This is a genomic window from Streptococcus sp. Marseille-Q5619 (genome assembly GCF_946901205.1).
Lineage (GTDB): Bacteria > Bacillota > Bacilli > Lactobacillales > Streptococcaceae > Streptococcus.
Window position 1 is genome coordinate 294,416 of sequence record NZ_CAMPPO010000002.1, and the last position, 12,467, is coordinate 306,882.

8 protein-coding genes and 1 tRNA gene are annotated in these 12,467 nt (G+C 35.7%); 3 read left to right on the forward strand and 6 right to left on the reverse strand.

The features are described 5' to 3' along the window. The first annotated feature begins 20 nt into the window (after positions 1–20). Positions 21–380 (forward strand): DUF3397 domain-containing protein, encoded by a 360-nt coding sequence (locus OC530_RS02595; RefSeq protein WP_050239784.1) that lies wholly within the window; start codon positions 21–23, stop codon positions 378–380. Positions 381–456: 76 nt separating this feature from the next. Here OC530_RS02595 and OC530_RS02600 read toward each other — a convergent pair whose 3' ends face one another. The 6 genes from OC530_RS02600 to OC530_RS02625 form a co-directional block, all read right to left on the reverse strand. Further along, the gene (locus tag OC530_RS02600) at positions 457–768 is read right to left on the reverse strand and encodes a hypothetical protein (RefSeq protein ID WP_164226851.1); all 312 of its coding nucleotides are present in this window, start codon (positions 766–768) and stop codon (positions 457–459) included. Between the two features lie 493 nt (positions 769–1,261). After that, the gene (locus OC530_RS02605; protein ID WP_262079231.1) at positions 1,262–7,936 is read right to left on the reverse strand and encodes a S8 family serine peptidase; all 6,675 of its coding nucleotides are present in this window, start codon (positions 7,934–7,936) and stop codon (positions 1,262–1,264) included. A gap of 764 nt (positions 7,937–8,700) precedes the next feature. Beyond that, a tRNA-Thr gene (locus OC530_RS02610) sits at positions 8,701–8,773 on the reverse strand. A gap of 100 nt (positions 8,774–8,873) precedes the next feature. Then, a complete protein-coding gene (locus OC530_RS02615) occupies positions 8,874–9,659 on the reverse strand; it encodes an ABC transporter permease (RefSeq protein WP_173235024.1) in 786 nt (261 codons plus the stop codon). Between the two features lies 1 nt (position 9,660). Next, positions 9,661–10,479: an ABC-2 family transporter protein gene (locus tag OC530_RS02620; RefSeq protein ID WP_262079234.1), complete on the reverse strand. Its 819-nt coding sequence runs from the start codon at positions 10,477–10,479 to the stop codon at positions 9,661–9,663. A gap of 1 nt (position 10,480) precedes the next feature. After that, positions 10,481–11,473 (reverse strand): ATP-binding cassette domain-containing protein, encoded by a 993-nt coding sequence (locus tag OC530_RS02625; protein ID WP_262079237.1) that lies wholly within the window; start codon positions 11,471–11,473, stop codon positions 10,481–10,483. A 325-nt stretch (positions 11,474–11,798) separates the two neighbouring features. Here OC530_RS02625 and OC530_RS02630 point away from each other — a divergent pair, with 325 nt between their 5' ends. Both OC530_RS02630 and OC530_RS02635 read left to right on the forward strand, forming a co-directional pair. Continuing rightward, a complete protein-coding gene (locus OC530_RS02630) occupies positions 11,799–12,086 on the forward strand; it encodes a type II toxin-antitoxin system RelB/DinJ family antitoxin (protein ID WP_173270312.1) in 288 nt (95 codons plus the stop codon). Then, positions 12,076–12,417 carry a type II toxin-antitoxin system RelE/ParE family toxin gene (locus tag OC530_RS02635; protein ID WP_164226856.1) on the forward strand — a complete coding sequence of 114 codons (342 nt, stop codon included), beginning with the start codon at positions 12,076–12,078 and terminating at the stop codon, positions 12,415–12,417. Before OC530_RS02630 ends, OC530_RS02635 begins: the two co-directional genes overlap by 11 nt. Positions 12,418–12,467: the final 50 nt, after the last annotated feature.

A 12,467-nucleotide genomic window follows, 5' to 3' on the forward strand; every position in this document is an offset into this window, starting at 1 on the left:
GCGATTTTTTATGATACAATATGGGTATGATTTTAATGAAATTAGCATCTATTTTATTATTGATACTGACTTTAGTAGTCTGCATTATCCTAACCAAACTTTTTAGATTAAAAAAACTAGGACGAAATTTTGCGGATTTGGCTTTTCCAGTCTTGGTATTTGAATATTACCTGATCACAGCTAAAACCTTTACCCATAATTTTCTCCCTAGACTGGGCCTAGCCCTCTCAGTCCTAGCTATTATTCTCGTTTTTTTCTTTCTTTTGAAAAAACGTAGCTTTTACTATCCTAAATTCATAAAATTCTTCTGGCGTGCAGGATTCTTATTAACCCTTGTCATGTATATCGAGATGATTGTTGAATTGATGACCCAGAAATAAAAAAATGAAATTGAAAACACCTCAATCAAGCTGAAATACAGTGATTGAAGTGTTTTTTTCTTTATCTATTTTTTCATCAATTCCTATTTTCTTTATCAGGAAAGAGGTAACCAATACCTACACAAGCCAGCACACCTGCTCCAATCACCAAGCCACTTGAAATTGGTAACAGGTCCAAAATTGCATTGGCGATGATAAAGGCAATAATCAAACACATCAGACTATCCTTGTAGTCTTTTTTCAAAAGATTCTCTAGAGTGAAAAAGAGGAACAGGCCTACCGGAATCAGGGACCATAGGTTGACATCCAAACTTGGCCATCCAACAGAACCAAAATACACTACTGTCGCTGCTGCTACTAAAAATACAATCCCCAATAATTTTTTCATTTCTTTATCTCCGATTTCTTTTTTAGGAACTTGAGTTATCTGATAGTGACGCCTCCTGTTCCTTACAAAAATCATTATAACAGAGGTCAATTTCAAGAACAAGTTCGTTTGCCTATCTGGTCTCAATCTCGGTCTAAGTGGCTCAATAATAGCCGTAAAATAAGGAAATAGGTGAAAAACTTCCTTCCAAATAAAAAGGAATTAAGCAACCAAACGCTACTTAATTCCTTGAAATTGTCTCATCACCTCTATTAGCCTTTAAATTTTGATAGACTCTATTTTCTAATCAATATGACCAATATTGTCAATACTAACCCTTTCAATCAATTCATTAGTTATCGAAACTAAGTCTATTAATAGATCCAAAAAAGAGTATCAATAGTAAAGTAAACTAAATAATTGAGTTATAAATGGCTATTTTCACAAAACTGTTTCATCATCACACTATCTCAGTACATAAACCATTTTTTCATCTATAGCTTTTGTCTTCATCTTAATCTTTTTTCTTTAATCCAAGAAATGTGCCTACGGTAAACAGTATTCCAGCAACGAATAATGTAAAGACTCCGCTAACTGTTCCGGTTTTTGGTGACTTATTAAGATTGTTAGTAGTTAATTTGCTATCGATATTGGTGTCTTTATTGGCTATGTTCTCTGGTTCATTAGGATAAACTTCAGTCTTATTTTCAAAGTTTTTATCATTTCTACCAGGAACTGTAGCTTTGACATCCTTAGTTAAATCAGATCTTTGACTTTCATCTAATTGACTATAATTTACTTGTACAGGAACTGTAGCTGTGACACCCTCAGTTGAATCAGATTTGTGTGAATGATTTTCTCTTTGGAAATCCTCTTTTCTGTGACTTTCATCTAATTGATTATGATTTACTTGTACAGGAACTGTAGCTTTGACACCTTCAGTTGAATCAGATTTATGGGGATGATTTTCCCTTTGTAAATCCTCTTTTCTGTGACTTTCATCTAATTGATTATGATTTACTTGCACCTTATTTTTCTTTTTGGATACATCAAAAGTAGGTTTATTTTCTTCCTCCTTTTTCTCCTCTATTTTCTTGAATACAGGTTTTATAAAGGTATCTTTTGATAAATTAAGAACATAGCCAGCATCTTTTTTCCCTTCGAAACCAGAAATTTCCCAGCCATCAAATTGATATCCTTTTTCTAATTCACCCTCATAGACAGGTAAAATGAAATCTTCTTCCGACACTATCTTAGAACTCATTTCTTTTCCATTTTGCATGGTCACAGTTACCGTATGAGGTTTTAGTTCTCTTACCTCTCCCGTATCTTTGTTTAAAATGAATTCTTTTACAGTTGTATTTCTTGCAAAATCTTTTACAAGAATCTTAATGTTTAGTGTCTTATCTGTTAGTTGTTTAATATCATCAAATGATGTGTATTCTTTTCCATTTACATAAATATGTTTGTCTTGAATCTCACCATTGAATCCATTATCTCTTTTATCATTGATATTAAAGACTACAGATTTTCCATCAGCATATTCGATACTAGTATTTCCCTTAGGATCAATGTTTACTTCGGGTTTAACATTATCATATAAAAACTGATAGTGGACTCCAACTGCTTTCGCATTCAAATCGCTATAGCCAGTTTGAAGATAAACATTTCCATCCATATCTGTTACCTTATCTGGAAATCCGTTTGCTTTATAGTCTTTCATTCCCCAGTCCATGATGTCACCGTCTTTAACATTAAGCTTAACGTTAAAATCTCTAGTGTTATCAATGTGTAAATCTCCGTAGATTAAATAATTATCTACAACCGATTCATTAACTCTCAATTCCCAGTTAAAACCACCCTTATCAGAAATCTTACCTCTTAAATAAAATTCTGGATTTCGTACATAAATTTTATTAGATTTAGATGGATTAAAGTAGTTCTTATCCATTGAAAGGTTTACTGGTTTGGTATCAATAAATAACATGGAGCCATCTTCTTTTATAGCTTCTACATTAGAATATTCCTCCCCATGATACTCTTTATCATCTTTACCAAATAATACAAGTTTAGAGGAATCTGTCACAAGATTTCCATCTTTATCGATTGCCTCCCCTTTATCGTTCATTTTAAATCTAAACACTTGAAACCTTACAATGTTAAAGCCGTCCAAAGCCGACATTAATACAGCTTGAGTACTTCTTCCATCTTCAACATTTCTACTGTCAGAATAAATTATTTTTTCTGAAAGGGCTCTTAGATTAGGATTGGAATTTTGTATTTTTGCTATATCTTCCTTGCTATAGACTCCATTTCCTTCTAACATATCCGTTTTTCCAGGATTATAGGTAGTCACTTTTAGTGCATAGCCTTTTCTCAGAATGATATTATCCTTTAATAGATATTGTTGTTTTTCTGAATCAGAATAGATTTTACCAGATTCCATTTCAGTTAAATTGTTTGGTTTGTTCTTTGAAAGATCTCCTTCTCCTAATTCGATTACATTCCCATAACTTGATGCATAGGGATATTCTGTTTTAGTTTCCCTATTTTTTTCAGGCATTCTAATCTTCGTTTCAGCTTTTCTCTGACCATCATCTGTAACAAAGAATCTCATATCTCCTGCAAAAGCTAATCCATCCACAATATCATTAATATTAGCGTATAAATCAAATGTCATCGTTTTTGAATTGGAATCATACTTGGTCGCTTTGATTTCTATATATTTATAGGTATTTCCATAATATACCTTGGCATTTTTAGACACATTACGTATCTTTCCAAGAATTTCAAAGTGTCCATCTTTAGACGGGCTTAGAACACCATAAATTTTTGATTTGATTTCGTCAAGTTTTTCAGTTTCATATTCTAAGGCGCTACCATCGTCATAGGCAGCTATATTTCCTTTATCGTCATATCGATAATCAAGTTCTACTGTTCTTGTACCACCATTTACAAAGTCCTCTTCTTCCCTATATTTCTTTTTAATGAGTTTCTTTAGGTCTTTATTTTCAAAGTTTCTAATTGTTGAAATAGTTTTATTTATTTCAAGGCTAGCTTCTCCCTCAACTGAACTTTCTTCATCTGGTTTTGAATCTTCATCCTTAGCTTGATTATTATTGGTATTTTCCTCTGAGCTCTTTGCATTTTTGAGTTTATCTTCAGAAATTTCACCAAGTTTTTCATATTTAGAAGCATCTTTGTCAGGATCTACTAGGTAATAAGAAATCATCCCCTTTTCATCAGCATGATCAGCAAATTTAATTCTATGAATCTTTGTGAAATTACTAGAGCCATCTAATGCAATGACTTCAATGATTTTTCCTCTTAAATCTCCTGCACCATTAATTTCATAAATAGTATTTCCGTCTTTGTCAAGTTTTCTGTTTCTTCCTTGACCCTCACCTGCATAAGTTACTTCAAGATTTTTCTCAACCTCTCCATCTTCATTAACAAGAGCGGCGCCAGCATACCAAACTTCGTTTGCAATCTCGTCAAATTTTTCAGGATGTTCTTTTTGATCTCTCGCAAATAGGGTTTCATTCTTGTATTGGTCTTTTACCTTGTGATAAGTATCCTTTGTGATCAGCTTAATTTTTTCAGGATTTGAAAAATCAACCGAAACAATCTTAGGGGCTGTGTTATCAATTTTTACAGGAATATAGGAAACCTGCCATGGATAATCTTTAGTTAATCTATATTTAAATTTATAGAAATATTGACCTTCCGCAATCGGTTCAAATTGACCTCTTATCTTAGTAGCAGGATCTTGATTATCCTTACTTTCTGGTGCATTTTCTTCTCTACCTCTAGGATTATAGATGAGTCCATCCCACTTCAAGTCACCCCAAACTTTTAGTTTAGATGATTTGATTCCCTTTGCATCATTGCTTTTAGAGTTTAAAATTCCTTTAATAAAGTGTTCTCTCGAAATGACTTTTAAGTCTCTTTGATTTTCTCCCTCTTTATTTGTATTTACTATTGAAATTAATCCTTCTTCTGCACTTCTTAATACAAGTGGAGAAGGTGTTAATCCTCTTTCAAGTTGAGCCTTTTGAGGATTTCCATTTGAATCTAAAGGATAAATGTTAGCAATATTAGAACCACTTGATGATGCATTTAGCCCTTCGTTATTGAAAGCAAATAATTCTGGATTTTGATCTAGGGATGTTCTATTTTTATCTTTTCTATTTTGTATAACTCCTGCTGGATTAAATTTATCTATACCATGTTCTCCACCAATTCCCTTATTTAAGGTTCCTGGAATTTTCGGTTTACCATCATCATCATAACCTCCCATTGTTTTTGATTTTGATCCTTCTTCCCAAGCCCATTTATCAAGGATTGGTTCGTGGTTCCAATTCCCAGCAAATCCCATTAGAGGCATTGATAAAGAAGGTTGGAAGTTTATTTTCTTCCCGTTAGAGTTTAGAGCTTCCATTTCTTCTACTGACTCAAAATGAATAAATGATTCTACAAATTTATTTTTGTCTTTAGCCTCTCCAACATTTATAACCGCATTCAAATCAAAGCTAGAATTTGCGCCTATAGTGAAAGTATCATGCTCAAATGTGATATTTGCTCCTTTGATTTTTTCTGGGTGGATTTCTGGAACAATTTGCTTACCATCTGGAGATTTTTCATCTTTGTATGTTTCATCCAGTTTTAGTCTGTCAGTTAGAGCATCTGTAGTTATCGCTGATGCTGAAACTTTAAAAGTCAAAGGTCTGTTTGATGTATTGTGAAGCTTAATTGTAAAATATTTTTCTTCTCCTTTTATTTCTTTAAGAGAAATAGAACCATAAGAGTTTACCAAACCTTTAGAATCCTTGTTTTTGAAAGTCGCTACAACTTCATTTCTCAAAGCATTGGCCACATTAATTAGCCCTGCTCCCTGTTGTCTAGGTGATGCAAAGTATTGACTTTTTTCTTTCCAAGACGTTGCATCCATCATCGGTCGCGCAGTATTTTGTAGAGCAATTTTTGTAAGACTTGTAAGATCTATTTTGTCATCTCCCTCAAGATTTTTCAATACAGGTCTTTCAAGCATTTCCTTTAACTTCGGTCTAATCAAAACAGTAGAAGCTGCTACGATTGGAGTTGCCATACTAGTTCCTGACATATAGCCATAAGTTGATTTCCCATTAATGACATTGAGAGTAGATTTAATGTTTTTACCAGGTGCTGAAACATCGGGTTTTAAAAGTAAATCTATTCTTGGTCCCCAAGATGTGGATCCTGCTGGAACGATGACATCTTCTTTATACAATTCTTTGTCTGTGTCAGGTGCAAACTTAAAGTCAATCTCTTTTTCGTCACCTACATTCGGTTTATTAGAATTATAGCTTGCCATATCAATTGGATAGTATTGCTCCAATTTATCTTTGAAATCTTCCTTACTATTTCTTTTAACCTCAGTTTTTTTATCAGGATTAATCATGTTCCATAACTTTACACCATCATCTCCTGAAATTGAAAATACTTGACTTTTAGTCCCTTCATCCGCTTCATATCCCATAGCTGGAAGCTCTGTCCAATTATCTCTATTGTAGTAATTGACAGTATTTACAACCATAATGGCGCGTGCGCCCTTATCCGTAGCTTTTTTAAAAGCATTTTTTAAATCCTTTGTATAAATTCTATCCATTACTGCAATTTTGCCCTTAAGATCCAAACCTATCAACTCTTGGTCTTGGCCTTTGCCTATATATACAAATTTCAATTTATCAGGAGCTTTTGAACCATCTTCATTTGTTGTGATTTTATTCTTATCGAAAAAGGCTCCTATATTTCTGTATTTAAAACTTTTTCCTCCAATCTTAACTTTATCAAACTCAACTGTTTGATTTTTAGCAGATGCAACCGCTATCGCATCTTCATGTGCTGCTGTTCGCGTTACATTTCCAGTGTCGGTCATTTTCAGATGATTATTTGCCACTAAATCCCAAGAAGAACTTGAAGCAGAAGTCGCATAGTTACCCGTAGCTACAACCATTGGAATGCCTGCTTTTCTTAATGCTCTAATAGCTTGCCAATATTTCTCACCTACAAGACCTGTTCCTGTAAAGCCAGATGATACCGAAACAACATCGACATTGTGTTTGATCGAATCTTCAATAGCATGAAACATTGTTTCATCTCCTGCGAAGCCAGATCCTGCGTCAGAGTACATTTTATAAGAGAATATCTGTGCATTAGGAGCAATTCCATCTATTCCATTAAAGTTCTTGATGTCTTTTTCAGTATCATTTCCCGCAAGAATCCCTGCAATATGCATTCCATGTGGATCAAAATAATCACTTCCATCATCAGCTTTTTCTACAGTTATTTTACCACCATTATAATAATTGAAAGCATGAGGAATCTTATCACTCAACCAGAAATTTTTATCAGTACCTTTTAAGTCTTCTTTTTTAAATCTCATTGAGTCTTTAGCATCATCATCAATCCTCATGGCCTTATGCCTATAATCTGTCCCGGTATCGATATTTGAAATGACCATACCTCTACCATCAAAGTTTTTCCCAAATTGAGCATTAATGGCCTTTAGGTAATCGATAGCCTCCTCAACTCCAATTTCCTTTCGGGCATGATTCATCATGGGTTGGAGTTTTTGTGACCGTTCAACCGATGAAATACCTTCTATTAGTTTAATTTTATCCAGATTATCTGGAGTTGTTTCTATTGAAACACCATTAAAAATCGTATTATAGGTATATAAAACGTTTGTATCCTTAAGATTGGATAATTCCTTGATTGCTTTTTCTCCAGATTCTTTATCTTTAAATTCAGCAATATAGACAAGTTTATCCTCTTTTTTGGGACTTTCTGGGTCTTTACTTGCAGACGAGTCCGCTTTATCTTCTTTGGATTGATTGGAATCTTCTTTGATTGTTGCTTCTTCATTGCTAGTTTTGTTATCTATCACAGATTCTTTACTAACAACTTCTTTTTCCTCAATAACCGTTGTTTTCTTCTCTTCAGTATCCTTGGAAGTTTCTATATCATTATGAATATTTTCATGTTTTTCTTTATTTTCTGCTTCCTTATCTACTACTACTTTTTCTGTATCAGAGATAGTTAAAGCATCTTCAGAGCTAGATGTGTCTGCTAAGACTACCTCATTAGGGGCATAGGCTGCTAAAATAACTGCAGCTGTGGTTAATGACAATACTGTACTTTTTTTCATTTTAATTCCTTACATATTTATTTAACTTCCAATAGATAGAAAACTTTAACTTTGCTAGCCTTTGTTATAAAAAGTTTTACTAAGTATTATCTAGGAAATAGAGTAGTACATTTATATATAATTGTTAGCTCTCCATAAAAATAGTATATCATTTAAAAAATTTAAGTCAAGAAAAATTAAGGCTGGTTAATTTTATTTTTAACGCATGTTAATAAATGATGCAAAAGTTTCGTACTTAACGGGGATACATTATAAGCACATTCATACCATCAAAAATAGTAGCAATCAAATTGAACCACTACCAAAATCACAAAGTCAAACATCATTGATGAAATATCAGCGCTATTAAACAATATAAATAACCGCTAAGAATAAGGCTTAACGGTTATTTATACATATCTATTTTTTCAAATCTTCAGTCATATGTTCACCTGTGACCTAGGCTTTACGAGTGCCTTGCTCTAGCAACTAATACTCAATGAAAATCAAAAAGCAAACTAGGAAACTAGCCGTAGGCTGCTCAAAACACTGTTTTGAGGTTGCAGATAAGACTGACGAAGTCAGTCACATATAAACGGCAAGGTGAAGCTGACTTTGTTTGAAGAGATTTTCGAAGAGTATGAATACTCACGTCCCTTACAACAATCATTATAGCAGAGGAGTTTCTCAAGAACAAGTTCTTTTGCCTATCTGGTCTCTATATCAGTCTAAGTGGTCTGATTTTCTTTAAAAAGAAAAAGAAGCCTGATGAGACTTCTTCACTTTGCCGATTGCAGGGATCGAACCTGTGACCTAGGCTTTACGAGTGCCTTGCTCTACCAACTGAGCTAAATCGGCTATTACACTTACAGTATAGCACTCTGAGAATAGATGTCAAGGAATTTTCATCTCTATTAGAAAAAGCCTGTCTTGAGACAAGGCTTTGAGTTTCTTCATCTTAGGACCCAGCACTTTCGTAAGAATCCAAGCCCCTGTCCCATAGTTTCAAGGAAATAGCAAAGAAAGCGAGGGAAATCAACATCAAACCTCCGATGTTAAAGATTACACCCTTGTCCTGCAAGAAATAGCTGGCAGGATAGTAGGCCGTAAAGGCAAAAGGTACAATAAAACTGATTAACCACCGAAGAAGAGAATTGTAAATCGAAATCGGGTACTTGGCAAAATCATTGAACATATAGAAGATGTAAATCATGGCGCCTGACTGTTTGGTCCAAAAAGCGATACTAGCTGTCGCGATTTTAAGAGAAGTATAAATCAAGGTCGCAAAAGGAATACAAACTAGGAAAAGCAGGAATTTTGGAAGAGTCCAAGCAATGCTGCTCATGGTTGTTCCCAATAAAATTCCACCAACCAAAAGTTCGCCCAAGGCATCAATCTGAAAGGTCTCAACTAGGATGTGAAAGAGAGGATTGATAGGACGAGTCAGATACTTGTCAAACTCCCCTTTTCTCACCAAACGCTGTCCCAGAGCCCAGAGATTATCAAAAAAGAGATGGTCCAGCCCCTTGGGAATCAAGGAAAATCCATAGATAAAAGCAATCTCTTGAAAAGTCCAACCTTCTAGGGATGGTATGTGTTGAAAGATGACATTGAGAAACAAGAGATTTAAACCTTGAGTTAAAAAAACTCCCAGAACACCAACTACAAAATCCACCTTGTATTCCATGATTTGCTTGATATATTGTCTGATAAAAATCAGATGCATGCGTTGATATTTTTTCATACTAACCTCCCTGAATGGTAATGAATGACTGGACTCGTTTCCAAATCAACTGAGACAAGCCCACCATCACTAAGAGCCAGAAAAACTGCAAAGCGAGCGCCTGAATCATCTGACTGGCATCGTATTTCCCAACAATGATCATAACCGGAGTGTAAATCAAGGATGAAAAAGGCAGGAAGGACAGAATATCTGAAACAATCTTTGGAAAGAATGCCAAGGGAATCAAACTCCCCGACATAAAGGCCACTATGGAAGTCTTGAGGAGATTGGATCCCCAAAGATTTTTAAACACAAAGGCAGAAAATCCAAAGCAGATATTAAAGAAAAAGTTAATCAGATAGGCCAGCGTTAAGCTAAAAAGATAAAGGACAGTTAATCCCAGCACTTCTACAACATCTTGCCCAGATAAGATTTTCATCAAAACAATGACACTTAAAAATGGAAGGCCAACAGAGATAAAAATCAACCACTTGGAACCAAGCTCAGTGAAAAGATAAGAGGCCGCAAAATGCACTGGTCTCAATAAGCGCATGATAATGGAGCCATCCTTGACCTCCTCCCCGATCATAAAGGAGCTATCAGATCTTGTCAAAAGATTAGTCACAAAACTCATAATGATGTAGAGGGTGATATCTGCCATACTAAAGCCCTGAATCAAGGACTCTTGCGAAGAATCAAAGACAGCCTTCCAGAGATAAAAGGCCACAAAAGCACCCATGACATCCCCAATCCGATAGAGAATAAAGTTGACTCGATAGGTAATCAACTCCTGAACACCTGCATTGATAAAGGGTTTATAACGTCTCCACAATTTGACCATCCTAGAGCTCCTTTCGGTAGAAGCGACGGATAATATCCTCAATATCCGTATCCACCATCTTCAAATCACGGACTTCAAAATCAGACAGGGTTTGCTTGATAATATCAGCTGATTGGTAGCGGGAACTATCGAATTCAATATTGAGAGTATTTCCTTGTCTATCAACGGTCATATCAGGCAGGCCTTCATAGTGAGAGACGAGATGACTTTGGCCTGGTAGCAGTTCAAAGGAGAGCGTCTTCATCTTACCAAAGGTTTCCTTGAGCTGGCTAACCGTTCCATCAAAAATTTCCTGCCCTTTATCTATCATAAAAATCCGATCACAAAGTTGCTCAATGTCGCTCAGGTCGTGAGTAGTCAGGAGAATGGTCGTCTCTTCCTCCTGATTGATCTGAGTAATAGCCCGACGAATGTTATCCTTGACCGAAACGTCCAAGCCAATGGTCGGCTCATCTAAAAAGAGTACCTTGGGATTGTGGAGCAAGGAAGCTGCAATATCCGCCCGCATGCGCTGTCCCAGTGAAAGAGTTCGCACGGGGTCCTTGATAAAGTCCTTCAAATCCAAGACTTCATTCAAAAAATCCATGCGCTTATGAAAGAGCGAATCTGGCACATCGTAAATTTCTTTTAAGACCGTGTAGGTCTCTTGCAGTGCCAAATCCCACCACAGCTGGGTACGTTGTCCAAAAACAACCCCAATATCCTTGACATAATCTTGGCGATTGTCCTGCGGAATCTTGCCATTAATCCGACAAAAACCAGATGTCGGTTTCAAAATCCCTGTCAGCATTTTAATGGTTGTCGACTTCCCAGCACCATTGGCCCCGATAAAGCCTAAAATCTGCCCTTTGGGCACCTCAAAGGTCAAATCTTTGACTGCTTCAAAGGTCTGCTTTTCAGGATGAATAAAGGAACGTAATGCCCCCTTCAAGCCCGGTTCCTTAACAGTCTTCACAAAATTTTTCTGAAGATGTTCCACTTCTATCATTGCCATATCTATCTCCCTATGGTAAGGAATTGCAACATTGTATTTTTAACTACAAATATTCTAAATCCTTACTTTCTACACCTTCTACATTTTATTACTACAGAAGGCTTTATACCAACCTATTATAGTCCAATAAAAACTAAAATGCAAGCGTTTGCCTATGGATTGTGAAATTAGGATTTCTCTCATAAAATAATACTTTTAATCAAAAATTCTGTTTAATAGTTTAAATTACCACCCTTCCACCCTTCCCTACTAAAACAGCCCTTGACTTTCTCTATCTTTTTATGTAAGATATGTGTTATACCATATCATTACAAGGAGAAATGCCATGTCAACACTTACACGAGACCGAGTTTATAACTTCCGCGTCAATACTCAACTATTTGAAGAAGCAAAAACCATCCTAGAAAGCCAAAACATCAGCCTTTCAGATGCCCTCAACCTCTTTGTAGAACAAATCGTCCTTGAAAGAGGTCTCCCAATTAAAACAGCCGACCAACTCAAAGCAGAAATCTTCCTAGGCGAACTCAAAGCAGAACTAGATAAAGGCTACCAAGACATCATCGAGGAGCGTCTCTACGACACAGACGAGGTCTTTTCAAAGTATGGACTATAAAGTACGCTTTACAGAACAAGCCAGACAAGACTTGGACGATATTTTCATCTACTACTCCACAGAGTTCAGTGAAAACATAGCCAAGAAAGTCATCACTCGTCTACAACAAATTACCAACCTACTCACCTTCTCACCAGAGGGCGGTATTAACTTTGACCATAAAATCGGATACTCCCTCTATCCAGGAAATACTCTCAGAATGATTGTCTCTAAACAATACCTACTCTTTTACCTCATTCATGAAAAAGAAGTCCATATCCTGAGAATTATCAACTCACGCACCGACTACCTAAACCAACTCGACCACCTCTTTCAACATATCCAAGACTGAGAAGTAATCCCTCAGTCTTTTTATCTACTGTAAATCAATTGCATATAAAA

Coding starts and splice junctions, on each gene's coding strand:
- OC530_RS02595 (WP_050239784.1), top strand. CDS start 21: ATGGGTATGATTTTAATGAAATTAGCATCTATTTTATTATTGATACTG.
- OC530_RS02600 (WP_164226851.1), bottom strand. CDS start 768: ATGAAAAAATTATTGGGGATTGTATTTTTAGTAGCAGCAGCGACAGTA.
- OC530_RS02605 (WP_262079231.1), bottom strand. CDS start 7,936: ATGAAAAAAAGTACAGTATTGTCATTAACCACAGCTGCAGTTATTTTA.
- OC530_RS02615 (WP_173235024.1), bottom strand. CDS start 9,659: ATGAAAAAATATCAACGCATGCATCTGATTTTTATCAGACAATATATC.
- OC530_RS02620 (WP_262079234.1), bottom strand. CDS start 10,479: ATGGTCAAATTGTGGAGACGTTATAAACCCTTTATCAATGCAGGTGTT.
- OC530_RS02625 (WP_262079237.1), bottom strand. CDS start 11,473: ATGGCAATGATAGAAGTGGAACATCTTCAGAAAAATTTTGTGAAGACT.
- OC530_RS02630 (WP_173270312.1), top strand. CDS start 11,799: ATGTCAACACTTACACGAGACCGAGTTTATAACTTCCGCGTCAATACT.
- OC530_RS02635 (WP_164226856.1), top strand. CDS start 12,076: ATGGACTATAAAGTACGCTTTACAGAACAAGCCAGACAAGACTTGGAC.